This window comes from Alterluteimonas muca (genome assembly GCF_021191595.1).
GTDB lineage: Bacteria > Pseudomonadota > Gammaproteobacteria > Xanthomonadales > Xanthomonadaceae > Luteimonas > Luteimonas muca.
Genome location: NZ_JAIWPS010000004.1, coordinates 226763 through 253657, shown reverse-complemented (window position 1 = coordinate 253657; position 26895 = coordinate 226763). Strand labels below are relative to the sequence as shown.

Here is a 26895-nt window from a genome sequence, read left to right as displayed (position 1 = left end):
CCCGTCGCGCGCACCGGGGGGTGTGCTCCCCCGGCCGGAGTCCGCGTCCAGCTACCACGGCCGGCCGCCGGCCATCCATGGCCGGCTGGGAGCACACCCCCCGGTGCACGCGACGGGCCTGGGCATCCGCCGGCTCCGGCACGGAAATCAACAGCGGTTGTGCCGGCGTTGCCTGCTGACATACCCGCGTCGTGCGTTCGGCAGTTCCGGCATGAGGTCGGCAGGCGCGATACGGCCTCAACGCCGGCAGCGGCGCCATGGCGGCAGCGACGGTAAAGGCGGCAGGCCGGAAGCCCCCGGCACGACGGTCTGACGTTCTTCGCCGTTGATCTCTTCCGGAAACGCGACGACGGTTCGGGGCCCGCCGCGGACGCAGGGGGATGTCCAGAGCCGGCCACGGATGGCCGGCGGCCGGATGTGGGAGCAGGACGCGGAGATATCCGGCTGGGCATCCCCCTGCGTCCGTGGTGGGCCAGCCGCCTGCGCTTCCAACGAGCGCCTTTCCCGTCGGGGAGAAGCCTTCCTGGATCGTTGGCCAGTGCCGCGACACAAAAGAAACGCCCGGCATTTGCCGGGCGTTTCCTGTCTGCAGCTAGCGCGCGTGGCCTCAGGCCGCGACGGTCTCCGCGGTCTCGCGGTACTCCTCGATCTGGTCGAAGTTCATGTAGCGGTAGATTTCCGCGCCGTTGTCGTTCACCACGCCGATATCGGCCATGTACTCCTCGCGGGTCGGGATGCGACCCAGGCGCGAGCAGATCGCCGCCAGTTCCGCCGAACCAAGAAACACGTTGGTGTTGCGGCCCAGGCGGTTCGGGAAGTTGCGGGTGGAGGTGGAGAACACGGTCGCGCCCTCGCGCACCTGGGCCTGGTTGCCCATGCACAGCGAGCAGCCCGGCATCTCCATGCGCGCACCGGCGCTGCCGAAGGTGCCGTAGACGCCTTCCTTGGTCAGCTCGGACGCGTCCATCTTGGTCGGCGGCGCGACCCACAGCCGGGTCGGGATGTCGCGCTTGCCTTCCAGCAGCTTGGCTGCGGCACGGAAGTGGCCGATGTTGGTCATGCACGAACCGATGAATACTTCGTCGATCTTCGTCCCTGCAACGTCGGACAGCGACTTCACGTCGTCCGGATCGTTCGGGCAGGCCAGCAGCGGCTCGTGCACCTCGGCCAGGTCGATCTCGATCACCGCCGCGTACTCGGCATCGGCATCCGGCTCCAGCAGCTGCGGGTCGGCCAGCCACTCTTCCATCTTGGCGATGCGGCGCGCCAGCGAGCGGGCGTCGGCGTAGCCTTCGGCGATCATCCACTTCAGCAGGGTGATGTTGCTGGCGAGGTATTCGATGATCGGCTCCTTGTCCAGGCGCACGGTGCAGCCGGCGGCGGAGCGCTCGGCCGAGGCGTCGGACAGCTCGAACGCCTGCTCCACCTTCAGCTGCGGCAGGCCTTCGATCTCCAGGATGCGGCCGGAGAAGATGTTCTTCTTGCCGGCCTTGGCCACGGTCAGCAGGCCCTGCTTGATCGCGTAGTACGGGATCGCGTTGACGAGGTCACGCAGGGTCACGCCCGGCTGCATCTCACCCTTGAAGCGCACCAGCACCGACTCCGGCATGTCCAGCGGCATGACGCCGGTGGCTGCGGCGAACGCGACCAGGCCGGAGCCCGCCGGGAACGAGATGCCCACCGGGAAGCGGGTGTGCGAGTCGCCGCCGGTACCGACGGTGTCGGGCAACAGCATGCGGTTGAGCCAGCTGTGGATCACGCCGTCGCCCGGGCGCAGCGAGATGCCGCCGCGGGTGGAGATGAACTCCGGCAGGGTGTGGTGGGTCCTGACGTCCACCGGCTTCGGGTAGGCCGCGGTATGGCAGAACGACTGCATCACCAGATCGGCCGAGAAGCCCAGGCAGGCCAGGTCCTTCAGCTCGTCACGGGTCATCGGGCCGGTGGTGTCCTGGGAGCCGACCGAGGTCATCTTCGGCTCGCAATAGGTGCCCGGGCGCATGCCTTGGCCTTCCGGCAGGCCGCAGGCTCGGCCGACCATCTTCTGCGCCAGCGAGAAACCGCGACCGGTGTCGGCCGGCTGCACCGGCAGGCGGAACAGCGTGGTGGCCGGCAGGCCCAGCGATTCGCGTGCCTTGGCGGTCAGGCCACGGCCGATGATCAGCGGGATGCGGCCACCGGCACGCACCTCGTCGAACAGCACGTCGGACTTGACCTGGAACTCCGCGATCACCTCGCCGTTCTTCAGCGCCCTGCCCTCGTACGGACGCAGCTCGACCACGTCGCCGTGGTTCATCTGCGACACGTCCAGCTCGATCGGCAGCGCACCGGCGTCTTCCATGGTGTTGTAGAAGATCGGCGCGATCTTGCCGCCCAGGCACACGCCGCCGGCGCGCTTGTTCGGGATGTAGGGGATGTCGTCGCCGGTCCACCACAGCACCGAGTTGGTGGCGGACTTGCGCGAAGAGCCGGTACCGACCACGTCACCAACGTAGGCGACCAGGTGGCCCCCGCTTCCACCGGTACCGTTCTTGAGCGAGAGGATTTCCTGGATCGGACCGCGCTTGCCGTCTTCCTCCGGCACGAACGGCGCGTCGGCGCGCCTGTTCTTCAGCATGGCCAGGGCGTGCATCGGAATGTCCGGACGCGTGGTGGCATCCGGCGCAGGCGACAGGTCGTCGGTATTGGTCTCGCCCGGCACCTTGAACACGGTGATGGTCAGCGACTGCGGCACTTCCGGACGGCCGGTGAACCATTCCGCGTCGGCCCAGCTCTGCAGCACGGCTTTCGCATTGGCATTGCCGGCGCGGGCCTTCTCTTCGACGTCATGGAAGGCATCGAACACCAGCAGGGTGTTCTTCAGCGCGCCGGCGGCGATGGTGCCGACCACGGCGTCGTCCAGCAGTTCCACCAGCGGCGCCACGTTGTAGCCACCCAGCATCGTGCCCAGCAGTTCCGTCGCACGCTCGCGGCCGATCAGCGGACTGGTCTCGGTGCCGAACGCCAGTGCGGCGAGGTACGAGGCCTTGACCTTGGCGGCGTCATCCACGCCGGCCGGCACGCGGTGGGCAAGGAGCTCGAGCAGGAACTGCTCCTCACCCGCCGGCGGGTTCTTCAGCAGTTCGATGACCTCGGCGGTCTGCTGTGCGGTCAGCGGCAGCGGCGGGATGCCGAGCGCGGCGCGTTCGGCCACGTGGTGGCGATAGGCTTGCAACATCTTGCGGGGACTCCGGTGGTGCGTGGACAGATGGATGGCGGGCGCGGCAGCGGCCGCGGTCACTCGACCGCGGGCACGATCAGCTTCAGGCCCTTGAAGTAGTCGCGGTAGAACTGGTTGTCGCGGGTGATCAGCCCATCGCATTGCAGCAGCGCGTGCGCGCCGATCATGAAATCCGACACCGCGCGTCCGGGCCCGCCGCCGCGCTGGCGATGGCGGCGCTGCATCTCGCCCGCCCGCAATGCGGACTTGGCCTCGATCGCACTGAAGCGCACGCCCATCTCCTCGAGCACGGCCACCGCCTCGGCGCCGTCCTTGAGGGCGCTGCACACCTCCGCCAGCACCACTTCGCAGACCACCACCGGCCCGACGCTCAGGCAGCGGCGCAGGCTTGCCTCGGCGGCATCGGCGAGCGGCCCGTCGGCCAGCAGGTCGACAAGCACGGAGGAATCGATGGCGATCATCCGGCGTCGCTGTCCGGCGTGGAGGCCGTGCCGCGACCGCGCAGGGCCTGCACCGCTTCCTCGGTGCTGCCGAACCCGTCGAGGCGGAAACGGCCGCGCGCGCGGGACACGGCGTCATCCACGCTCTTGCGCAGGATGATGCGCCCGCCTTCGAGCTCGACCTTGAGGATGGTGCCCTTGGTCAGCCCCAGGGCGTCACGGACGGCCTTCGGCAGGGTGATCTGGCCGCGCTCGGCAACGGTGGCTTCCATGGAGACTCCCGCCCGACCGGGCCCGGCTGAGGTACGCGGGCATTATACATACCTTGCAATACATACTTCGGCCCGCATACTGAATACCTGCCGCTGACACGCCGGTCCCTACACTGGCCGGACTGCCAGCCCGCCACGCCATCCGCACAGGAGCCCAGCCATGGCCGATTCCTTCTCCACCCGTGACCAGCTCGAGGTCAACGGCAAGACCTACGCCTACGCCAGCCTGCCGAAGCTGGGCGAGCGGTTCGACATCGCCACCCTGCCCTATTCGATGAAGATCCTGCTGGAGAACCTGCTCCGGCACGAGGATGGCGTGTCGGTCACTCCGGAGCACATCGAGGCCGTGGCGCGCTGGAATCCGGCTGCCGAGCCCGACATCGAGATCGCCTTCATGCCCGCGCGCGTGGTGCTGCAGGATTTCACCGGCGTGCCCTGCGTGGTCGACCTCGCGGCGATGCGCGATGCGGTCAAGCGCCTCGGCGGGCGCCCGGAGCAGATCAACCCGCAGATCCCGTCGGAACTGGTGATCGACCATTCGGTGCAGGTGGACGTGTTCGGCCGGCCCGACGCGCTGGATCTCAACGGCAAGATCGAATTCGAGCGCAACAAGGAGCGCTACGCGTTCCTGCGCTGGGGCCAGAAGGCCTTCGAGAACTTCAAGGTGGTGCCGCCCAATACCGGCATCGTGCACCAGGTCAATCTGGAGAACCTCGCGCGCGTGGTGATGGAACGCGACGTCGAGGGCACGCTGTGGGCGTTCCCGGACACGGTGTTCGGCACCGACTCGCACACCACGATGATCAACGGCATCGGCGTGCTCGGCTGGGGCGTGGGCGGCATCGAGGCCGAGGCCGCGATGCTCGGCCAGCCGTCGTCGATGCTCATTCCGCAGGTGGTCGGCTTCGAACTCACCGGCCGCCTGCCGGAGGGCGCCACCGCCACCGACCTGGTGCTGACCGTCACCGAGATGCTGCGCAAGTACGGCGTGGTCGGGAAGTTCGTGGAGTTCTACGGCAGCGGCCTGCAGCACCTGCCGCTGGCCGACCGCGCCACCATCGGCAACATGGCCCCCGAATACGGCGCCACCTGCGGCATCTTCCCGATCGATGGCGAGTCGCTCACCTATATGCGCCTGTCGGGCCGCAGCGAGGAGCACATCGCCCTGGTCGAGGCCTATGCGCGCGCGCAGGGCCTGTGGCACGACGCCGACACCCCGCCGGCACGCTACAGCGCCACCCTGCACCTGGACATGGCCGAGGTGAAGCCGTCGCTTGCCGGCCCGAAGCGCCCGCAGGACCGTGTGCTGCTGGAAAACGTCAAGGCCAACTTCAACGAGAACGTGGGCCCGCTGGTCGCGCGGCGCAACGGTGGCCACGACCCGCAGGTCAACCGCTTCGAGAAGGACGGTGGCGACCAGGTGCAGGCCGCACGGCTCGCCGCGAAGCCGGTCTCGAAGATCAGCATCGACAACGGCGAACACGAGCTCACCGACGGCTCGGTGGTCATCGCCGCGATCACCTCGTGCACCAACACCTCCAACCCCGCGGTGATGCTGGGCGCCGGCCTGCTGGCGCGCAACGCGGTGGCCAAGGGACTGAAGGCCGCGCCGTGGGTGAAGACTTCGCTCGGGCCGGGTTCGCGCGTGGTGACCGACTACCTGGAAAAAGCCGGCCTGACTTCGGACCTCGAAAAGCTCGGCTTCTACGTGGTCGGCTATGGCTGCACCACCTGCATCGGCAACTCCGGCCCGCTGCCGCAGGCGGTGTCGCAGGGCATCGCCGAGAACGACCTGGCCGTGGCCTCGGTGCTGTCGGGCAACCGCAACTTCGAAGGCCGGATCCACGCCGAGGTGAAGATGAACTACCTCGCCTCGCCGCCGCTGGTGGTCGCCTATGCGATTGCCGGCACCGTGGACATCGACCTGACCAGCGAGCCGCTGGGCAAGGATGCGGACGGCAACGACGTCTACCTGCGCGACATCTGGCCGAGCAACAAGGAGATCGGCGACACGATCGCCGCCACCATCGGCCCGGAGATGTTCAAGCAGAACTACGCCGATGTGTTCAAGGGCGACAGCCGCTGGAACACCATCGAATCGGCGGACGGCGAGATCTACGACTGGGACGGCGGCTCCACCTACATCAAGAACCCCCCGTACTTCGACGGCATGACCATGGACGTGGGCGACATCGCCGACGTCCGCGGCGCGCGGATCATGGGCCTGTTCGGTGATTCCATCACCACCGACCACATCTCGCCGGCCGGCAGCATCAAGCAGGATTCGCCGGCGGGGCGCTTCCTGCAGGAACGCGGCGTACAGCCCACGGACTTCAACAGCTACGGCAGCCGTCGCGGCAACGACGACGTCATGGTGCGCGGCACCTTCGCCAACATCCGCATCAAGAACCTGATGTTCGGCGGCGAGGAAGGCGGCAACACGCTGTACTTCCCGCACGATGGCGGCGAGCCACAGAAGATGGCGATCTACGATGCGGCCATGCAGTACAAGGCGGAGGGCACGCCGCTGGTGGTGTTCGCCGGCGAGGAGTACGGCACCGGCTCATCGCGCGACTGGGCGGCCAAGGGCACCAACCTTCTCGGCGTCAAGGCGGTCATCGCGCGCAGCTTCGAGCGCATCCACCGGTCCAACCTCGTCGGCATGGGCGTGCTGCCGCTGCAGTTCCGCAAGGACGAGAGCGCGCAGACGCACGGCCTGGATGGCTCCGAGACGATCGACATCACCGGACTGGACGACGGCCGCGCCAGGACCGCGACCGTCACCGCCACCCGCAAGGACGGCAGCCAGGTGAGCTTCGAGGTACACGTGCTTCTGCTGACACCGAAGGAAGTGGAATACTTCCGCCATGGCGGCCTGTTGCACTACGTCCTCCGCCAGCTCGCGGCGCGTTCCTGAGCGACGCAGGTCAGGGTCGGGCGGAAGCCCGGCCCTCGCGGGACGCGAGGGCGTTCGGCCGGGCGCGAGGCAATGCCTCGCAAGCGCCCGCCCTCACCCACCACGGCGGCCTGTTGCACTACGTCCTTCGCCAGCTCGCGGCGCGTTCCTGAGCGACGCAGGTCAGGGTCGGGCGGAAGCCCGGCCCTCGGCACGTCCCTTCTCCCGTCCACGGGAGAAGGTGCCCGCAGGGCGGATGAGGGCGCTATCCGCTGCACCCGCCCTACCGATCAACGCAGCTTCGGCGTCCACTCGATGCTGGTCATGCGCCACTCGCCGTCGTGCAACCGCCAGCCAGTGCGCACGTCATGGACCTGGCCACTCTCCGGCAGGAACCGGCTGTTGCCACCACTGACCGCGACAGTGAACGATACCTGCGCACGCGCGTCCTGCAGGTCGATCGACAGCGGCCCGAGGACCAGCCCGATGCGGGCGTGCTGCAGGAAATACAGCGCCGCGGTGCGTCGGGCGCCGTCGCGGTCCATGCTACCGGGGCCGATGAAGTCGTCATCGAGATGCCGGACCAGCGCGCCCGCATCACGCGCGTCGATTGCAGCTTCCATCGCCGCCACCGCCTCGCGCAGCGCCGCTTCCGGTGGCGGACGCGAGCAGGCCGACAGCACCAACAGACCGCTCAGTACAAGCCCGATCGACCGCAGGGCGTTCGTCGTTGTGCGCCGCAACGCGAATGTCATCGAGTCACACCTCCGGATGTCGCGTCGCAGGATATCCGCAGTCGCGGGGCATCACACCGCCTTGCCGGGGTACAGTGCCTGTGCTGAAATCGAGCGGACAAGAAGTAAACACGCGGGCAGCAGCTGCGGCCGTCTGACCCGCCCGATCGGAACAGGGAGAGGAACGCATGACCCACGACCGGCCTTGGCTGGCGCAATACCCCGCCGGTGTGCCAGCGGAAATCGACGTTGACGAATTCAGGTCGGTTCCCGCCGTCCTCGAAGGGGCCATGGCGAACTTCCGCGACCGCCCCGCCTTCTCGAACATGGGCAAGGTGATGACCTATGCCGAGATCGACGAGGCCAGCCGCCACTTCGCGGCCTACCTGCTCGGCGAACTGCAGCTCAAGCGCGGCGATCGCGTCGCGATCATGATGCCCAACTGCCTGCAGTACCCGATCGCCACGTTCGGCGTGCTGCGCGCAGGGCTGATGGTCGTCAACGTCAACCCGATGTACACCGTGCGCGAGCTCAAGCACCAGATGGTCGACTCCGGCGCGGTCGCCATCCTCGTGCTCGACAACTTCGGCGACACGGTGCAGAAGTCGCTGGCGGGCACCTCGATCCGCCACGTGCTCACCACCGGTCTCGGAGACCTGCTTGGAGCCAAGGGCGCGATCGTCAATTTCGTGCTCCGCCACGTCAAGAAGATGGTGCCGGACTACAACATCCAGGGTGCAGTGCGTTTCCGCGAGGCTCTGAAGCTGGGCCGTCGCCACACATTGCCCGCGGTGCAGATCGATCCGACCGACATCGCCTTCCTGCAGTACACCGGCGGCACCACCGGGGTGGCCAAGGGCGCGATGCTCACCCACCGCAACATGGTGGCGAACATGCAGCAGGCCTCGGCGTGGATCGACGCGCTGGCCACCCCCGGCAAGGAAGTCATCGTAACGGCGCTGCCGCTGTACCACATCTTCGCGCTGACGGCGAACGGGCTCGTCTTCATGAAGTACGGTGCCAAGAACATCCTGATCACCAACCCGCGCGACATGCCCGGCTTCGTCAAGGAGCTCAAGCGCGAACCGTTCACCGCGATCACCGGCGTCAACACCCTGTTCAACGGCCTGCTCAACACCCCGGGCTTCGACGAGGTCGACTTCTCCCACCTGCGGCTCACGCTCGGCGGCGGCATGGCGGTGCAGCGCTCGGTCGCCGAACGCTGGAAGAAGACCACCGGCGTCACCCTGGTGGAAGCCTACGGCCTGACCGAAACCGCACCGGCGGCGTGCATCAACCCGATGGACCTCAAGGACTACAACGGCTCCATCGGCCTGCCCATCCCCTCCACCGACGCCTGCGTCAAGGGCGAGGACGGGGCGATGCTTCCGGCGGGCGAAGTCGGCGAGCTGTGCATCCGCGGCCCGCAGGTCATGGCGGGCTACTGGCAACGGCCGGACGAAACCGCGAAGACCATCGACGCCGAGGGCTGGCTGCATACGGGCGACATGGCGAAGATGGACGAGAACGGCTTCTTCTATATTGTCGACCGCAAGAAGGACATGATCCTGGTGTCCGGCTTCAACGTGTATCCCAACGAGGTCGAGGACGTCATCGCGATGATGCCCGGCGTGCTCGAGGTGGCCGCCGTGGGCGTGCCGGACGAGCGCTCCGGTGAGGTGGTCAAGGTGTTCGTGGTCAGGAAGGATCAGTCGCTGACCGCCGACCAGATCAAGGCGCACGCGCGCGAACACCTCACCGGCTACAAGCAGCCTCGCCAGGTGGAGTTCCGCACGGAACTGCCCAAGACCAACGTCGGCAAGATCCTGCGCCGCGAACTCAAGGAGGAGCAGCCGGCAGCGCCCGCCGCCTGACGTTTTCCCTGCGGCACGCAACACGAAGCGCCCGTCGATGACGGGCGCTTTCTTTTTGGCTGCGCGCGACTGCAACGCGCATGCGACCGCGCGCGCGTGCTTGCAGTCAGCCGCCTTTGGGAGCATAGAAGGGCCGATCGGCGCCATTCATTTCACACCGGCTTTACGGTGGCATCCGATTCGCCCAGCCCGTCCTTCCATGCCCAAAGGAACACACCAATGAACAATATCGAATCCCTGCAGCCCGCCAGCCGCTTCAACATGCTGCGCGTGGCCGAGGATGCCGACCGCGGCGTCCACTGGTTCTACATGCACAACCAGGGCACCACCGGCCGGGCCTGCTTCAGGCCCGGCCTGGTTTCGGAGATCCTCAGTCACCAGCAGGTCCTCGGGGACCGCCTGCGTCGCAGCAGCGCCACCGACGGCATCGCCCATATCGTGCTGGCCTCCGACTCGGACGCCTTCAACCTCGGCGGCGATCTCGAACTGTTCTGCCGCGCCATCCGCGCCGGCGACCGCGCCACGCTGCTGTCCTATGCGCGCCAGTGCGTGCTCGGCGTGCACGCATTCCATGACGGCCTGGGCGCCGGCGCGCACAGCATCGCGCTTGTGCAGGGCGATGCCCTGGGCGGCGGCTTCGAGGCCGCACTGAGCTGCCACACCATCGTCGCCGAGGAGGGCGCGATGATGGGCCTGCCCGAGGTGCTGTTCGACCTGTTCCCCGGCATGGGCGCGTACTCCTTCCTGTGCAAGCGCATCGCGCCGCACCAGGCCGAGAAGCTGATGCTCGACGGCAATGTCTACCCCGCCGAGCAGCTGTACCGGATGGGCCTGGTCGACGTGCTTGCGCCCCGCGGCGAAGGTGTGCGGGCCGTGGAAGAGGTCATCCGCAACAACCGGCGCATCCCGCACGCACGCGCGGCGATGCACAGGGTGCGCGCGATGCACCAGCCGGTGACGGTCGAGGAGCTGATGACCATCACCGAGGTCTGGGTGGACACCGCGCTGCGGCTCGGCGAGAAGTCACTGCGCACCATGGAACGGCTGGTGCGCGCACAGTACCGCCGCCACGGGGACAACGACGTCGCTACCGCCTGATGGCGGCGGCTCAGGGGGTGTTGCTGTCCCCCTCGCGGGGCGCGGCCATACGGCCGCGTGCCGCGAGCGCCGACCTGCCCTGCTCCAGCGCGGCTTCCAGACGGGTCAATCGCTGGCGCCATTCCGGCGCCATCTGCCAGTCCGCCAGGCGCATGACATCACCGCTCAGCGCGGCAACGCGGACCATGCCCACGTTGCTGGCCACGCCCTTGAGCGCATGGGCGTGGTCGCGCAGCTGGTCCCAGGCGCCGGCCTCCCCGGCGTCGCGGAACTGCTCCAGCGCGCGCTCGGCATCGGCCACGCACTGGCCGATGAACTTGGTTTCGAATGCCTGGCCCATGCCCAGCGCGGCGATCTCGTCGAGCACGCTGGTGTCGAGCACGTCGCCCGGCGCCACCGGCGACTGGCGCGCTGTGGCCGAAGTATCCACCGGCGTCTGTTCGCCGCTGGCGATCGCGGCCAGTGCGTCCAGCAGCCGCGACGCCACCACCGGCTTCGCGAGGAACGCGCGCGCGCCGGCCTCGGTGCACGCACGGATCGATTCGGGGGTGACATCCGCGCTGAGGATGATCACCGGCGTGCGCGTACCGCCGGCCTGCATCACCCGCAGCTGCCGCAACATGTCCAGGCCCGTCACCTCGGGCATGTGCAGGTCGACGATGACGACGTCGTAGTCCGCGACCTCCAGCGCCGACAGTGCCTGCTCGCCGTCCTCGACCTCGACCACCCGATGGCCCGCCTTGCGCAGCAGGCTCTGCAGCACCAGGCGGTTCGCGGCGTGGTCGTCGGCGATCAGGATCCGCATCGATGCCACGCGCGCGCGATGACGCAGGAACGGATCGCTGAAGGCGATCACGTTCTCCACGTCGGGCGCTGGCGGCCTCTGTCCGGGCATCGGGTCGGCCACCGCCTGCGGCGGCTCGAACGGCAGTTCCACCCAGAAGCGGCTACCCACGCCCTCGCGGCTTTCGAAACCGATGGTGCCGCCCATCGCCTCGGTCAGGCCCTTGGCGATGGTGGTGCCCAGCCCGGTGCCACCATGGCGTCGCGCCAGGCTGGTATCGGCCTGTTCGAAGGCCTCGAACAGCTTGGCGCGCACCGAGGGCGCGATGCCGATCCCGGAATCGGCCACGGTGAAACGCACCATCACCCGCCCGGCGGTGGCCCGGCCCGGCACCAGCGCGATGTCCACCCGCACCTCGCCTTCATCGGTGAACTTGATGGCGTTGTTGACCAGGTTCACCAGCACCTGCCGCAGCTGCGGCATGTCGCCCACCAGGTACGGCGGCACGTCCGGGGCGATCTCGACCACGTAGGACAGCCCCTTGCCGCGGGCGTCGGGCTCGAGCATGTAGCCGATGCTGTCGATCAGTTCGCGCAGCTGGAACCGTTCCGAAGCCAGCTTCAGCTTGCCGGCCTCGATGGCCGAGATGTCGAGCACGTCCTCCACCAGTGCCAGCAGCGAGCGCGTCGATGCCTGGATCGTGTTGAGGTATTCGCGCTGCTCGGGGTCCAACCGGGTGGTAGCCAGCAGTTCCGACATGCCGGACAGGCCGTTGAGCGGGGTCCGGAACTCGTGGCTCATGTTGGCCAGGAAGCGGCTCTTGGCCTCGTTGGCCTTGCGCGCCTCCTCGATCGCGGCGGTGAGCGCGCGCAGCAGCGAGCCGAAGTACAGCGGCACCGCGGCCACGCCCACCAGCAACCCCCATGACAGCATCGGGTTGTCGTTCCAGTACGGGGTGAAACGGATCACCACGAAGAACGACGCCAGCGCCATCACCGTGGCGGCATACAGATAGCCGGGGCCGTAGCGAAGGCCGTTGCCGATGGTCACCCACAGGTACACCGCATACAGCGGCGAGGCCGTCTCGCCCTGCAGGTACATCACCCCGGCCAGCGCGAAATAGTCCGCGGACATGCCGATCCAGCGCCGCACGTGCGACGCCCCGGGGTGGACCAGGATCGCGCCCAGCAGCCCGAGCGAAACCACCAGCTCGCCGAGCAGGATCAGCCAGGTGAGGACCAGCGCCGGGTCGCTCTGGCCGCCACGCATCTGCCAGCCCAGGTAGGCCGAGAACAGCGAGGTGATGGCGATGCGCACCATCACCTGCATGTGTTCGCTGTCGGGTCGACCCGACAGCCGCGCCCTGATCCATGAGCCGTATGCGTTCATGGGCGGGCTACTGGAGGTGCGGTCCCGGACGCGAAGGCTTGCCGAAGCGGTGGATGATCTCGGGCAACTGCGCCTCATGGCGCAACAGCGCGTCCACGCAGCGCGGGTCGAACAGCACGCCCCGGTTGTCGCGCAGATAGTCCATCGCTTCCTGCAGGCTCCATGCACGCTTGTACGGACGTTCGGAGATCAGCGCGTCGAACACGTCGGCGATCGCCACGATCCTGGCTTCCAACGGGATCGACTCCCCCGACAGGCCATCCGGGTAGCCACTGCCGTCCCAGCGTTCCTGGTGGCTGAGCGCGATCTTGGCGCTGAGCTGGATGAAGCGGTTCTGGCTGCCGGCCAGCAGGTCGTAGCCGAGCTGCGGGTGGCGCTGCATCACCGCGGTCTCCTCCGGCGTCAGGGCGCCGGGCTTGAGCAGCAGCGCATCGGGGATCGCGATCTTGCCGATGTCGTGCAGCGGTGCGGCGAGTTCGATCATCCGCACCTCGTCCTCGTACAGCCCGAGTTCCTCGGCGATCAGCCCCGACAGGTGCGCGACGCGCTCCAGGTTCGCGCTCGTGCCGGAGTCGCGGTAGGCGATCGCGCGTGCCAGCCGGGTCAGGGTCTCGCGCTCGCGCTCCTCCACCTCGTGCATGGTTGCCAGCAGCCGCTGCTCCAGCGACAGCGCACGCTGCTTCACCGACTCGGCATGCTGGCGCAGCTGCAGCAGGTTCCGGCAGCGTGCGCGCAGCTCGCGCGGACGTACCGGCTTGACCAGGAAGTCGATGACGCCGGCATCGAGCGCGGCCTGGCGGAGCGGCTCATCGCCGACCACGGTCACCAGTACGATCGGCACGTCGCGATGCAGCAGCGGCTTGCGGAAGCGCCGGGCGAACTCCAGGCCATCGATGCCGGGCATCCGGTAGTCGAGCAGCAACAGGTCCGGGCGGTTGTCCTGGCACCACTGCAGCGCGATCTGCGGATCGCCGAAGTCGCGCACTTCGAGCTCGGGACCGATGTCCTCGAGGATGTGCCGCAACATGGTGCGGGCCGAGGTCTGGTCGTCGACGATGACGATATTCACATCCGCTCCTGGCAGGCCGGCCCGTCCGACGCGTCATGGTGGCTGCGCGGCGGCGCGCCGCGCAAGTCCCGTTCACTGGCGTTGTCGGCCCGGTCACAGCCGACTTGAGGGCCGGTTCAGCCGCGGCCCTCGCCGGCCTCCGGCCGCATGTAGGGAAACAGCAGCACGTCGCGGATGGAATTCACCCCGGTCAGCAGCATCACCAGCCGGTCGATGCCCACGCCCAGTCCGCCCGTGGGCGCCATCCCGTATTCCAGCGCACGGATGTAGTCGGCGTCGTAGTGCATCGCCTCGTCGTCGCCCCCCTCCTTGGCCGTCAGCTGCGCCTGGAAGCGCGCGGCCTGGTCCTCCGGGTCGTTGAGCTCGGAGAAGCCATTGGCCAGCTCACGACCGTTGACGAACAGCTCGAAGCGGTCGGTGTAGCCGGGCTCGCTGTCGCTGGCGCGCGCCAGTGGCGACACCTCGACCGGGTGGTCGGTGATGAAGGTCGGCTGCACCAGGGTGTGCTCGACGGTCGCCTCGAAGATCTCCAGCAGCAGCTTGCCCCAGCCCCACGACGGCTTGACGCGGATCTTCAGCCGCTCGCAATGGTGCAGCAGCGCATCGCGGTCGGTGCAGTCCGCAACGGTGATGTCGGGGTTGTGGTGGCGCACCGCTTCGTCCATGCGCCAGCGACGGAACGCCGGTTCGAGGTCGATCGCCGCGCCATCCCATTCCACCGTGGTGGTGCCGAGCACGCTGCGCGCGGTCTCGCGGATCAGCGCCTCGGTGAGGTCCATCACCTCGTCGTACGTGGCATAGGCCTCGTAGAGCTCGAGCATGGTGAACTCCGGGTTGTGCCGGGTCGACACCCCCTCGTTGCGGAAGTTGCGGTTGATCTCGTACACGCGCTCGAAGCCGCCGACCACCAGCCGCTTCAGGTACAGCTCGGGTGCCACGCGCAGGTACAGCTCGAGGTCGAGCGCGTTGTGGTGGGTCACGAACGGCTTCGCCGTCGCACCGCCGGGGATGTAATGCATCATCGGCGTTTCCACTTCGAGGAAACGGCGCTCGTCGAGCCACGCGCGGATCGCACGGATGATGCGGCTGCGCTTGACGAACACCTCGCGCGCTTCCGGCGTCACCACGAGGTCGACGTAGCGCTGGCGGTAGCGTTGCTCGACGTCACTCAGGCCATGCCACTTGTCGGGCAGCGGGCGCAGCGACTTCACCAGCAGCCGCAGCGACGTCGCCTTGACCGACAGCTCGCCGGTGCGCGTGCGGGTCAACCCGCCTTCGACGGCGACGATGTCGCCGATGTCGAACGTCCTGAACGCGTCATAGGCCTCGCCCAGCGTGTTGGACTGCAGGAACAGCTGGATGCGCCCGGACTCGTCCATGAGCTGCGCGAAGCTGGCCTTCCCCATCACCCGCTTGGCCATCAGCCGGCCGGCCATCGCCACGCGCCGCGGCAGGGCCTCGAGCGCCTCCGCCCCCCAGGCCCCGGTGTCGGCGAACTCCGCCTGCAGGTCGCCCGCGTAATCCGCGCGCCGGAAATCGTTGGGATACGCGACGCCCTGCGCACGCAACGCGGCCAGTTTGGCGCGGCGCTCGGCGATCAGGTGGTTCTCGTCGTGCGCGGGGGTTTCGGGCGTGGAAGCGGTCATTGGGGGTGTTCCGGGGGCCGGCGCGTGCCGCGGATGGACGCGGAGCCAGATGGGTTCGAGAGTGATCCGTGGAAAGTACGCCGGCACCTGCGCCAGCGCACTTCCGGCTTCATCCGTGCTGCCCCGCGTCCATCCGCGGTGGATATGGATGTCGGGCCGCGACAGGCGCGGCCCGTGACCCTATGCAGCGTCGCTGCGTTTCGCGCCGACCTGCAGGCCGGCCTTCAGGCTGGCCTCGACGAATTCGTCGAGATCGCCGTCGAGCACCTTCTGGGTATCACTGCGCTCCACACCGGTGCGCAGGTCCTTGATACGCGACTGGTCGAGCACGTAGTTGCGGATCTGGCTGCCCCAGCCGACATCGGACTTGGTGGCTTCCACCGCGTCCTTTTCGGCGTTGCGCTTCTGCAGCTCGAGCTCGTACAGGCGCGCGGCCAGCATCTTCATCGCACGGTCGCGGTTGGCGTGCTGGCTGCGCTCGGTCTGGCAGGCCACCACCACGCCGGTCGGCACGTGGGTGATGCGCACCGCCGACTCGGTCTTGTTGACGTGCTGGCCACCGGCGCCGGACGAACGGTAGACGTCGGTCCTGAGATCGGCCGGGTTGATCTCGATGTCGATGTTGTCGTCGATTTCCGGCGCCACGAACACCGAGGTGAAGCTGGTATGGCGGCGGTTGTCGGAGTCGAACGGCGACTTGCGCACCAGCCGGTGCACGCCGGTCTCGGTCTTGAACCAGCCGTAGGCGAAGTCACCTTCGACGCGGAACGTCGCCGACTTGATGCCGGCCACTTCGCCACCGGAAACCTCCAGCAGTTCGGTCTTCCAGCCGCGGTTCTCCGCCCAGCGCAGGTACATGCGCAGCAGGATCTCCGCCCAGTCCTGCGCTTCGGTGCCACCGGCACCGGCCTGGATGTCGACGAACGCGCTGGCGTTGTCCATCTCGCCGGAGAACATGCGCTGGAACTCCAGCTTGTCCACGTCACCGCCGTAGCGTTCGACGTCGGCGGTCACCGCCTGCACGGTGTCCTCGTCGTTCTCGGCTTCGGCCATCTCCAGAAGCTCGGCGGCGCCCTCCAGACCCTCGAGCAGGCCGCGGATGCCATTGACGGTCTTGTCGAGCAGGGAGCGCTCGCGGCCCAGGGCCTGTGCACGGCCGGGATCGTCCCAGATCCGCGGATCCTCGAGTTCGCGTTCTACTTCCTCGAGACGCTCGCGCTTGGCATCGTAGTCAAAGAAACCCCCTCAGCGCTTCCAGCCGACCCTGGAGGTCGGCGATGCGCTGGCGGAGGGGATTGAGTTCCATCATGAGGCGGTCGCCTTCCGGTAAAGGCCGGCATTCTATCAAGCACGTCCTGCACGGCGCAGCCCGCGCGCTGGATGCCTGCACGCCCCGGGTTGGCCGCCGCGTCCCGCGGGCGCGGCGGCCAGCCCCGCTCAGCGGCGCTGGATGCCGATGCGGTAGCGCCCCTCGGAACGGCCCACCACCGAGCTCGCCTCCAGGATGTAGTCGCCCGCCTGCAGCGTCTCGTCGATGCGCGCATCGAGCCCGCCGCCGCTGTCGTCATCCTGCGCCACCGGCTCGCCATCGCGCAGCAGGCGCAGATGACTGTCGATGCCATCGGCCGACTGCATCTCGATGCGATAGCTGCCGTTGCGCGGAATCCGCACGCTGTAGCGGTCGGTGGCGCCGGCCATCAGGCGCGCGTCGCGCGGCTGCCCGATGGCGAGCGTGCCGCCACCGATATCGTCCGGCACATCGGCGAACTCCGCCGACAGCGTGAACAGGCCTGCGCCGTCGTTGTAGGAGGACGCACGCACGCTGTACTCGCCGGGCTCGAGCACCGAGACGATGCGTGCGTCGAGGCCGCCACCGGAGTCGTCGTCGTGCAGCAGCACGGTCTCGCCTTCGAGCGCGAGCATGGAGTCGAGTTCGCTGCTGCGCATGGTGACCGTGGCCAGCTGGCGCGACGGCACCTGCAGGCGGTAGGCCACCTGCGCACCCTGGTGCAGCGCGGTGACGTCGGTGCCGGGCTGCAGCACGCCGTCGCTGGCCAGGGTGACGCCGGCCGGCAGTTGCCGCTCGCTCACCGCCAACCGGTACTGGCCCTGGATCGAGCCGCCGTAGCCGTCCGCGATCACCGTATAGCGGCCCGGCGCCAGCCGCGCGGTCACCAGCGAATTGCTGCCTTCGGCGTCATCGTTGGACAGCGATACGCCGTTGCCTTCCAGCTTCAGCAGTGTGTCGAACTCCTCGGAATCCATGCGCACCGCGTACACCGCATCGCGCTCGATGACGAGCGGGATGCGACGGGCGCTGTCGGCCCAGTCGGTGATCGTCGCGCCGGCGTGGATCTCGCTGCCGTCGTAGAGCACCAGCGGCGAAACCCGCAGCGTGTAGGGCCCGTAGGACGATGCGTCGCGGCCGCTCACCGCCAGCAGGTAGCGCCCGGCTTCGGGAGCCCGCACCGACATGCTGGTGGCCTCGCGCTCCGATGACGATGTCTGCAGCAGCTGGTTGTCGGAGAACAGCGTCAGCTGTGCGCGCAGCGGCCCGTCCACCGCGAACTCGACGCCCTGCCCCGGTGTCAGGCTGATCGAGTACAGCTTGCTGCGGGTGCCGTCGCGCCAGTTCAGCGCATCGGCGGTGGTGATCTCTCCGCGCACCTGCTGGCCGACCGCCAGTGATGCGGGGGCGGGGCCGGCAGCGGCCGACATCCCTGCGAAGCCCGAAAGCGAAATACCGACGGCCAGTGCCAAACCCTTCCTGATCATTCCGTGTCCTTCTGCCTGTGGAAGCCGGCACCGGTGGCACCGACATGAACAGGCGAAGTATGCGCCTTCACGCGGCCCGGGCCACGGTCGTGCGTGCGACGTCAGGCCGGTTCGAGGTGTTCCACCACCAGCTGCACGGCGCCGTTGCCCCGGTAGTCGTCCGGGGCGAGCCGGTAGGCGAGATGCACGCGGGACGTGTCGGGACGTGCCTCCCAGCCGCCGAACTGGATGGCATCCAGCGGCTCGCGGCGCTCGGGCACCCGCAGACGCAGCCGCAGGTGGCGCTGCCCGACGCAGCGGACATCCAGCAGTTCGAAACCGCCGTCGAACAGGGGCTCCGGGAACGCCTGCCCCCAGGGCCCGCCATCGCGCAGCGCCTGGGCATGCGCATGGTCGAATTCGTGCGCGGCAAGTTCGCCATCGCTGTCGATCACCGCCTGCAGCAGCGCCGCATCCAGCGCGCCGGCAGCGTGCGCCCGGAAAGCCTGCTCGAAATCGGCAAGCGCATCGAGATCGAGGCTGAGCCCGGCGGCCATCGCATGTCCGCCGAAGCGCCCGATCAGGCCGGGGCGTGCGGCATCGACCGCGGCCAACGCGTCGCGGATATGGAAGCCTGGAATCGACCGTGCCGAGCCTCGCAACTGGCGGCTGCCCGGCTCCGCCGGTGCGAACGCCACCACCGGTCGGTGCAGGCGTTCCTTGAGCTTCGAGGCCACCAGCCCGACCACGCCGGGATGCCACTCGGGGTCGAACAGGACCACCGCGGGATCGCCCGCGCTGACGACGCTGTCGAGCGCGCGACCGGTCAGCGCCGCCTCGGCCTCGTCCACCATGGTCTGCTGGACACCGCGGCGTTCGGCATTGATGCGGTCCAGCAGCTGGGCGAGCTCGCGCGCGCGGGCCGCATCGTCGGTGAGCAGGCACTCGATGCCGATCGACATGTCCTCCAGCCGGCCGGCGGCATTGAGCCGCGGGCCGATCGCATAGCCGATGTCGGCGGCGGTCAGCCGCGACACCTCGCGCCCCGCCACCCGCGCCAGCGCCTGCAGCCCGGCACAGCCCTGGCCTGCGCGCAGCCGCTGCAGGCCGGCGGCCACCAGCGCCCGGTTGTTGGCATCCAGCGCCACCAGGTCGGCGACGGTGCCGACCGCGACCAGATCCAGCAGCACGCGCAGGTCCGGCCCGGCATCCACGAACGCGCCGCGCGCACGCAGCACGCCGCGCAGCGCCAGCAGCACGTAGAAGATCACGCCGACGCCCGCCAGCGTCTTCGACGGGAACATGTCGCCGGGCAGGTTCGGGTCGACGATGACGTCGGCCGCGGGCAACGTCGGTCCCGGCAGGTGGTGGTCGGTCACCAGCACCTGCCAGCCGCGGGCCTTGGCCGCGGCAATCCCGGCATGGCAGGCAATGCCGTGGTCGACGGTGACCAGCAGCTCCGGCCCGAGCGCCGCGAGCTCATCGACCAGACCGGGCGACAGGCCGTAGCCGTGGACGATGCGGTTCGGCACCGCATGCAGCACCTCGCGCGCGCCCAGCATGCGCAAGCCGCGCACCGCCACCGCGCACGCGGTGGCACCGTCGCAATCGAAGTCACCGACCACCACGATCCGCCGCCCTGCGGCGATTGCGTCGGCCAGCAGGCGCGCGGCCTCGGTAATGCCGGTCAGGGTGTCGGGTGTATGCAGGTCGACCAGGCGCGGGCGCGCGGCAGCGAAATCGGCGACACCGCGAGCCGCATACACCCGGCGCAGCAGTGGCAGCACGTGATCGGGCCATGCACCGCTCGTGCCCGCGGCGCGGCGGCGGATCCTGCGCAAGGGAGTCATGACAACGAGGTGCGCGGCCGGCGCCACACGCGCCAGCGCTGCGAGCGCCGCACCGTGAGCCGTTGCCCGTCCGCGAGGTCGAGGACCAACGACGCGATCGCGCCGGTGCGCAGCGCGTCCAGTGCCGGCGCCAGCCAGTCGTTTGCGAGCTGGCGCAGGTCGCGTGCGCTGCGCAGGTCCACCAGCGCGTCGGATCCGGGCACCGCGAACGCGGAGGGTTCGGCCACCTGCGCACCGGCCGCCGCCGCCATGGCCGCCAGGGCGTCGTCGCGGGTGAGCACCTGCGCCGCGTGCATCCCGACCCGGTCCGGCAGCATCCCTCCACCCCAGAACCACAGCGAGTTCACCGGCGGCAAGCCACGCGCAGCGCGCTCGGCATTGCGCGGATGGTTGTGCAGGACGATCTGTGCCTCGTTGAGCAGCATGCGCCAGCGACGCGCGTCCGCGCCTTCGGCCAGATGGTCGAAGAAGTCGGTGCCGAGTGCCTCGTCGGGCGGCGTGAACACCGGCAGCGGCGTGCCCTCGGGCAGCCTCAGGTACCAGCGCCCCGGTACCGGCGCATCGATGGGCATGCCGGCGTCACCGAACAGGGGCTTGAGCGGGCGCAACAGGTCCTCCGCCTCGGCGGCATCGAGCTGCAATGCATCGCCATGGCCGTACAGGCGTGCGCCGTTGATGTCCGGACGGATCCACGCGGGATCGGCACGCAGCCACGCGGCACCGGCGGCGTCGCCGGCATCGCGCTGGCGGGTCACCGCCGCCACCGGCCAGCCACGCGGCAGCACGTCCACGTGCCGCTGGAGTTGCAGGCCCTCGCCCGCTTCACCGCCACGATCGACATCGGCGCGACCGAGCATCGCCGCGACGTCCGCAGGCAGGCTTTGCGCACCGAAATCGGCGCCGACAGGCAGCAACAGGACCAGCCCCGCGCGGGTGCCCATCAGTGGTTGGCCGGTATGTGGCGAGTCCGCATGGACCGCCTCAGCCGTAGCTGACGGAAACGATCTCGTACTCGTGCGTACCGCCCGGCGCCTGGATGGTGACCACGTCACCCTCGTGCTTGCCGATGAGCGCACGCGCGACCGGCGAGGAGATCGCGATCATGCCCTGCTTGATGTCGGCTTCGAGGTCGCCAACGATCTGGTAGCGGGTGACCTCGCCACCGTCGGTGTCCTCCAGTTCGACATGCGCACCGAACACGATCTTCGAACCCGCGTTGAGGGTGGACACGTCGATGACCTGCGCATGCGACAGCTCGCCCTCGAGCTGCTTGATGCGCCCCTCGATGAAACCCTGCTGTTCGCGGGCGGCGTGGTACTCGGCGTTTTCCTTGAGGTCGCCGTGCGCGCGGGCTTCGGCGATCGCATTGATCACCGCGGGGCGCTGCACCGACTTCAGCTGCTCGAGTTCGGCGCGCAGGCGCTGCGCGCCCTGTACGGTGAGGGGGGCTCTCATGGCGTCTTCAGTTCCTCGTGCAGTTCCTGCAGCGACCACACCGGGCCGCTGCCGCGATAGTCCAGAGAATGCAGCAGCGCCCGGGCGCCGGCAATCGTCGTCGAATAGGTCACCCGCTGCTGCAGGGCCTCGCGGCGGATCGAGAACGAGTCGGCGATCGCCTGCTTGCCCTCGGTGGTGTTGACGATGTACGCAAGCTCGCCGTTCTTGATCAGATCGACCACGTGCGGGCGGCCCTCGGCCACCTTATTGATGCGCTCGCAGGCGATGCCGTTGTCGTCGAGCCACTTCGCGGTGCCCTGCGTGGCGACGATGCTGTAGCCGCGGCGCACCAGCTCCTGCGCCACCGGCAGCACGCGCGCCTTGTCCGGGTCACGCACCGAGACGAACACCTTGCCGGAGGCCGGCAGCGCCTTGATGCTGGCCGCCTCCTGCGCGCGCGCGAACGCGGCGCCGAAGCTGCGGCCCACGCCCATCACTTCGCCGGTGGAACGCATTTCCGGCCCGAGGATCGGGTCCACGCCCTGGAACTTGGCGAACGGGAAGATCGCCTCCTTCACGGAGTAGTAGTCCGGCACGATCTCGGTGGTCACGCCCTGCTCCGCCAGCGAGCGCCCGGCCATGCAGCGCGCTGCGATCTTGGCCAGCGGCAGGCCGATCGCCTTGGACACGAACGGCACCGTGCGCGAGGCACGCGGATTGACCTCGAGCAGGAAGATGGTGTCCTCGCCCTCACCATCGGTCTGCACCGCGAACTGGGTGTTCATCAGGCCGACGACCTTCAGTGCGCGTGCCAGCGCGATGACCTGCTCGCGCAGGCGCGCCTGGGTATCGGCCGACAGCGAGTACGGCGGCAGCGAGCAGGACGAATCGCCGGAATGCACGCCGGCCTCCTCGATGTGCTCCATCACGCCGCCGATCAGCACCTGGCCGTCGGCATCGGCGATGACGTCGATGTCCACCTCCACAGCATTGTCGAGGAAGCGGTCGAGCAGCACCGGCGAATCATTGGAGACCTTGACCGCCTCGCGCATGTAGCGCTCGAGGTCGGCATCGGCGTGCACCACTTCCATCGCGCGGCCGCCGAGCACATAGCTCGGGCGCACCACCAGCGGATAGCCGATCTCGCGGGCCAGCACCAGCGCCTGCTCCGCGCTGCGCGCGGTGCGGTTCGGCGGCTGCTTCAGGCCCAGCTCGTCGACCAGCTGCTGGAAGCGCTCGCGGTCCTCGGCGAGGTCGATGGACTCCGGCGAAGTACCGATGATCGGTACGCCGTTGGCTTCCAGCGCGCGCGCGAGCTTGAGCGGGGTCTGCCCGCCGTACTGCACGATCACGCCCTTCGGCTTCTCGACCTCGACGATCTCCAGCACGTCCTCGAGCGTCAGCGGCTCGAAGTACAGGCGGTCGGAGGTGTCGTAGTCGGTGGAGACCGTCTCCGGGTTGCAGTTGACCATGATGGTCTCGAACCCGTCCTCGCGCAGCGCCAGCGACGCATGCACGCAGCAGTAGTCGAACTCGATGCCCTGACCAATGCGGTTGGGGCCGCCGCCGAGCACCATGATCTTGTCGCGCGTCGTCGGCTCGGCCTCGCACTCGTCCTCGTAGGTCGAGTACAGGTAGGCGGTGCCGGTGGCGAACTCCGCCGCGCAGGAATCGACGCGCTTGTACACCGGGCGGATGCCGAACGCGCGACGCAGTGCACGCACCGCCTGCTCGTCGCTGCCGGTCAGCTGCGCCAGGCGCGCATCGGAAAAGCCCATGCGCTTGAGCTCGCGCATGCGCACTGCATCCAGCGCCTGCAGGCCATCGGCAGCGACCGCCTTCTCGGCGGCGATGATGTCCTCGATCTGGTCGAGGAACCATGGATCGACGAACGACAGCGCATGCACGTCCTCGACGCTCATGCCGGCGCGGAACGCATCGCCCAGGTGGAACATGCGCTCCGGGCCCGGCTCCTTGAGCTCGCGGCGCAGCGCGATCATGCCGTCCTCGGTGGTGAGGTCCAGGCCGGTGGGGTCGAGGCCGACCTTGCCGGTTTCCAGCCCGCGCAGCGCCTTCTGCAGCGATTCCTGGAAGGTGCGACCCATCGCCATCACCTCGCCGACCGACTTCATCTGCGTGGTCAGTCGCGCATCGGCCTGCGGGAACTTCTCGAACGCGAAGCGCGGGATCTTGGTGACCACGTAGTCGATCGACGGCTCGAACGACGCCGGCGTCTTCCCGCCGGTGATCTCGTTCTTCAACTCGTCGAGCGTGTAGCCGACCGCGAGCTTGGCCGCGACCTTGGCGATCGGAAAGCCCGTCGCCTTGGATGCCAGCGCCGACGAGCGCGACACCCGCGGGTTCATTTCGATCACCACCACGCGGCCGGTCTGCGCATTGATGCCGAACTGCACGTTGGAGCCGCCGGTATCGACGCCGATCTTGCGCAGCACCGCGATCGAGGCATTGCGCAGCCGCTGGTATTCGCGGTCGGTGAGGGTCTGCGCCGGGGCCACGGTGATCGAGTCGCCGGTGTGCACGCCCATCGGGTCGAGGTTCTCGATCGAGCACACGATGATGCAGTTGTCCGCGGTGTCGCGGACCACCTCCATCTCGAACTCCTTCCAGCCCAGCACCGACTCTTCCACCAGCACTTCGCTGGTCGGCGACAGCTCGAGGCCGCGCTTGACGATCTCCTCGAACTCCTCGCGGTTGTAGGCGATGCCGCCGCCGCTGCCGCCCAGCGTGAAGCTCGGGCGGATGATGGTCGGGTAGCCCACCGTGGCCTGGATCTCGACGGCTTCCTCGAAGGTCCTGGCGACCGCGGCCTTCGGGCACTCGAGGCCGATCTCCTGCATCGCCACGCGGAACAGCTCGCGGTCCTCGGCCATCATGATGGCCTCGCGCTTCGCGCCGATCAGCTCGACGCCGTACTTCTCCAGCACGCCGTTGTCGGCGAGGTCGAGCGCGCAGTTGAGCGCGGTCTGCCCGCCCATCGTCGGCAGCAGCGCATCCGGGCGCTCCTTCTCGATGATCTTCTCGACCGTCTGCCAGTTGATCGGCTCGATATAGACCGCGTCCGCCGTATCGGGGTCGGTCATGATCGTGGCCGGGTTGGAGTTCACCAGCACCACGCGGAAGCCTTCCTCGCGCAGCGCCTTGCACGCCTGCGCGCCGGAGTAGTCGAACTCGCAGGCCTGGCCGATGACGATCGGGCCGGCGCCGATGATGAGGATGGTCTGGATATCGGTGCGCTTTGGCATGTCAGCGGCTCTCCATCAGCGCCACGAAACGGTCGAACAGCGGGGCCACGTCGTGGGGGCCGGGCGAGGCCTCCGGGTGGCCCTGGAACGAGAAGGCGGGTGCGTCGGTCAGTTCGATGCCCTGGTTGGTGCCGTCGAACAGCGACCGGTGGGTCACGCGCACATTGGCCGGCAGTGTCGATTCGTCGACCGCGAACCCGTGGTTCTGCGAGGTGATCATCACCCGCCCGGTATCGAGGTCCTGCACCGGGTGGTTGGCACCGTGGTGGCCATTGGCCATCTTCACCGTGCCGCCGCCCGCGGCCAGCGCCAGCAGCTGGTGGCCCAGGCAGATGCCGAACAGCGGCACGCGCCGGGCGACGAACTCGCGGATCGCGGTGATCGCGTAATCGCACGGTGCCGGGTCGCCGGGACCGTTGGACATGAAGACACCGTCGGGCCGCATCGCCAGCACGTCGGCGGCAGGCGTGCGCGCCGGGACCACGGTCACTTCGCAGCCGGCCTCGGCCAGCAGGCGCAGGATGTTGCGCTTCACGCCGAAGTCGTAGGCGACGACCTTGAACCGGGCCTTGGGCGTGGTGAAGTTGTTGCGGTCGAGATCGAACTGGCCCTCGTTCCACGCGTAGGCCTCGGCGACGCTGACCTCCTTCGCCAGGTCCATGCCCTTGAGGCCGGGGAACTTGCGCGCCGCCTCGAGTGCACGCTCGACGTCGGCTTGCCCGATGGAAGCAGCACCGGCCAGCAGTGCACCGTTCTGGGCACCGCGCTCGCGCAGGATGCGCGTGAGCTTGCGGGTGTCGATGCCGGCGATCGCGACCACGCCGCGCGCGGCCAGCCACTCCGGCAGCGGTACCTGGCTGCGCCAGCTCGAGGGCCGGCGCGGGACGTCACGCACGATCAGGCCCGCGGACCATACCTGCGTGGCTTCGTCGTCCTGGTCGGTCGCACCGGTGTTGCCGATATGCGGGTAGGTCAGGGTGACGATCTGGCGCGCGTACGACGGGTCGGTCACCACTTCCTGGTAACCGGTCATGGCGGTGTTGAACACCACCTCGCCCACGGACAGGCCAGCGGCGCCTGCGGAAATGCCCTCGAAGACGGTGCCGTCTTCAAGTACGAGGATTGCGGGTCGGGTCACGGCGGTCGCCCAGTGTGGAGGAGATCCTGCACCGCCAGGCCCGCCTCCAGTGACGGAGAGCGTTCGCTGTCGACGGGCCGCAAAAATCCGCGGACGTGGCGCTTGGCCAGTCCGGGGCGGTGGGGTTCAGGCGAGCGGGAATTTTACCGGCCGGGGGGGCAAAAGGAAACGGGCGCAGCGCATCGCGAAGAGGGGAATGGCGCCACTGCGCGTCCGCGCCGGCCTATCGCACGTGTTGTGTTCAGCCCGCGGCCAGCAGATCGCGCATGCCATAGCGGCCGGGCGCGCGCCCGGCCATCCGCAGCGCCGCCGTCAACGCGCCCTGGGCGAACACGTCGCGGCTGGTCGCACGGTGCACCAGCTCGATGCGCTCACCGGTGCCGGCGAAATGCACGGTGTGTTCGCCGACGATGTCGCCGGCGCGCACGCTCGCATAGCGCGGCGTCGCCCCGCCCTGCTCCGCCGCTGCGCCCAGCGCGAGCGCAGTACCCGAGGGCGCATCGCGCTTGTGGATGTGGTGCAGTTCGAGGATGTCGCAGTCCCAGTCGGCGAGGTCGCGCGCGGCGCGCTCGACCAGCAGGTTGAGCACCGCCACCCCGAGGCTGAAATTCGCCGCCCACAACACAGGGATCCGCTCCGCCGCGCGGTCGAGCGCGGCAAGCTGGGCGTCGGTCACGCCAGTGGTCCCCGACACGAACGCGGCGCCGCGCGACACGCAGTGCGCCAGCACGCCATCGAAGCCATCCGGCAGGCTGAAGTCGATCGCCACGTCGAACGCCGGCACGCCGCCTAGCTCGCGCGACGCGAATCGTGGCACCCCGTCCTGCACCCGCTGCTCGACCCGTCGCGACACCGCAGCGACCACCTGCAGGTCCTCGCGCCCCGCGGCAAGGCGCAGCAGCGCCTGCCCCATGCGGCCATTGGCGCCGTGGATCAGCAGTAGGACGGGAGGCTTCGACATCGTGCGGGGGAGCCGGCTCGGGAGGCCGCATAGGCTGCGCCAGCGCTGCGGCAACGGCAACCCTCGCGAGGGC

The 26895-nt window shown here is 68.7% G+C and carries 18 protein-coding genes; 3 read left to right on the top strand and 15 right to left on the bottom strand.

Features of this window, described 5'->3' with window-relative positions:
• Nucleotides 1-607: 607 nt before the first annotated feature.
• From acnB to LDO11_RS08190, 3 genes are read right to left on the bottom strand one after another with little or no spacing between them, the layout of a single operon-like run.
• Nucleotides 608-3214 (bottom strand): bifunctional aconitate hydratase 2/2-methylisocitrate dehydratase, encoded by a 2607-nt coding sequence (gene acnB / locus LDO11_RS08200; RefSeq protein ID WP_232141084.1) that lies wholly within the window; start codon nucleotides 3212-3214, stop codon nucleotides 608-610.
• Nucleotides 3215-3273: 59 nt separating this feature from the next.
• Nucleotides 3274-3678: a type II toxin-antitoxin system VapC family toxin gene (locus tag LDO11_RS08195; RefSeq protein ID WP_129135922.1), complete on the bottom strand. Its 405-nt coding sequence runs from the start codon at nucleotides 3676-3678 to the stop codon at nucleotides 3274-3276.
• On the bottom strand, nucleotides 3675-3929 hold the full coding sequence (locus LDO11_RS08190; protein ID WP_129135923.1) for an AbrB/MazE/SpoVT family DNA-binding domain-containing protein: 255 nt from the start codon (nucleotides 3927-3929) through the stop codon (nucleotides 3675-3677). Before LDO11_RS08190 ends, LDO11_RS08195 begins: the two co-directional genes overlap by 4 nt.
• Nucleotides 3930-4089: 160 nt before the next feature.
• Between LDO11_RS08190 and acnA the strand changes: the two genes are divergently transcribed.
• Nucleotides 4090-6846, top strand: coding sequence for an aconitate hydratase AcnA (gene acnA, locus LDO11_RS08185; RefSeq protein ID WP_232141083.1), 2757 nt, complete (start codon nucleotides 4090-4092; stop codon nucleotides 6844-6846).
• A 269-nt stretch (nucleotides 6847-7115) separates the two neighbouring features.
• On the opposite strand, the gene LDO11_RS08180 is transcribed toward acnA, so the two are convergent.
• Entirely contained in the window at nucleotides 7116-7580 is a 465-nt protein-coding gene (locus LDO11_RS08180) for a nuclear transport factor 2 family protein (protein WP_232141082.1), read from the bottom strand.
• A 167-nt stretch (nucleotides 7581-7747) separates the two neighbouring features.
• On the opposite strand from LDO11_RS08180, the gene LDO11_RS08175 reads away from it, so the two are divergent.
• Nucleotides 7748-9433: a long-chain fatty acid--CoA ligase gene (locus tag LDO11_RS08175; protein WP_232141081.1), complete on the top strand. Its 1686-nt coding sequence runs from the start codon at nucleotides 7748-7750 to the stop codon at nucleotides 9431-9433.
• A gap of 228 nt (nucleotides 9434-9661) precedes the next feature.
• Nucleotides 9662-10531, top strand: a complete 870-nt coding sequence (locus LDO11_RS08170; RefSeq protein ID WP_206733407.1) for a crotonase/enoyl-CoA hydratase family protein — start codon at nucleotides 9662-9664, stop codon at nucleotides 10529-10531.
• A 10-nt stretch (nucleotides 10532-10541) separates the two neighbouring features.
• Here LDO11_RS08170 and LDO11_RS08165 read toward each other — a convergent pair whose 3' ends face one another.
• From LDO11_RS08165 to dapB, 11 genes are all read right to left on the bottom strand, one after another.
• The gene (locus tag LDO11_RS08165) at nucleotides 10542-12704 is read right to left on the bottom strand and encodes an ATP-binding protein (protein WP_232141080.1); all 2163 of its coding nucleotides are present in this window, start codon (nucleotides 12702-12704) and stop codon (nucleotides 10542-10544) included.
• Between the two features lie 7 nt (nucleotides 12705-12711).
• Nucleotides 12712-13788 (bottom strand): HD domain-containing phosphohydrolase, encoded by a 1077-nt coding sequence (locus tag LDO11_RS08160; RefSeq protein ID WP_435574624.1) that lies wholly within the window; start codon nucleotides 13786-13788, stop codon nucleotides 12712-12714.
• A 101-nt stretch (nucleotides 13789-13889) separates the two neighbouring features.
• Entirely contained in the window at nucleotides 13890-15419 is a 1530-nt protein-coding gene (gene lysS / locus LDO11_RS08155) for a lysine--tRNA ligase (protein WP_232141079.1), read from the bottom strand.
• 180 nt (nucleotides 15420-15599) lie between these two features.
• Nucleotides 15600-16728 (bottom strand): peptide chain release factor 2 gene (gene prfB, locus LDO11_RS08150; protein WP_129135931.1). Its coding sequence is split into 2 segments (ribosomal slippage): nucleotides 15600-16652 and nucleotides 16654-16728, totalling 1128 coding nucleotides; the frame shifts between segments, so codons are not numbered across the junction.
• A gap of 128 nt (nucleotides 16729-16856) precedes the next feature.
• A complete protein-coding gene (locus LDO11_RS08145; protein ID WP_232141078.1) occupies nucleotides 16857-18194 on the bottom strand; it encodes a hypothetical protein in 1338 nt (445 codons plus the stop codon).
• A gap of 101 nt (nucleotides 18195-18295) precedes the next feature.
• Complete coding sequence (recJ, locus tag LDO11_RS08140; RefSeq protein ID WP_232141077.1) at nucleotides 18296-20023, bottom strand: single-stranded-DNA-specific exonuclease RecJ; 1728 nt, start codon at nucleotides 20021-20023, stop codon at nucleotides 18296-18298.
• Nucleotides 20020-20964 carry a phosphoglycerate mutase gene (locus LDO11_RS08135; protein WP_232141076.1) on the bottom strand — a complete coding sequence of 315 codons (945 nt, stop codon included), beginning with the start codon at nucleotides 20962-20964 and terminating at the stop codon, nucleotides 20020-20022. Before LDO11_RS08135 ends, recJ begins: the two co-directional genes overlap by 4 nt.
• A gap of 40 nt (nucleotides 20965-21004) precedes the next feature.
• Nucleotides 21005-21478 (bottom strand): transcription elongation factor GreA, encoded by a 474-nt coding sequence (greA, locus tag LDO11_RS08130; RefSeq protein WP_232141075.1) that lies wholly within the window; start codon nucleotides 21476-21478, stop codon nucleotides 21005-21007.
• Nucleotides 21475-24723, bottom strand: a complete 3249-nt coding sequence (gene carB / locus LDO11_RS08125) for a carbamoyl-phosphate synthase large subunit (RefSeq protein ID WP_232141074.1) — start codon at nucleotides 24721-24723, stop codon at nucleotides 21475-21477. The genes greA and carB overlap by 4 nt, the downstream gene beginning before the upstream one ends.
• Before the next feature lies 1 nt (nucleotide 24724).
• Nucleotides 24725-25861: a glutamine-hydrolyzing carbamoyl-phosphate synthase small subunit gene (gene carA, locus LDO11_RS08120; protein WP_232141073.1), complete on the bottom strand. Its 1137-nt coding sequence runs from the start codon at nucleotides 25859-25861 to the stop codon at nucleotides 24725-24727.
• 241 nt (nucleotides 25862-26102) lie between these two features.
• Nucleotides 26103-26822 (bottom strand): 4-hydroxy-tetrahydrodipicolinate reductase, encoded by a 720-nt coding sequence (dapB, locus tag LDO11_RS08115; RefSeq protein WP_232141072.1) that lies wholly within the window; start codon nucleotides 26820-26822, stop codon nucleotides 26103-26105.
• Nucleotides 26823-26895: the final 73 nt, after the last annotated feature.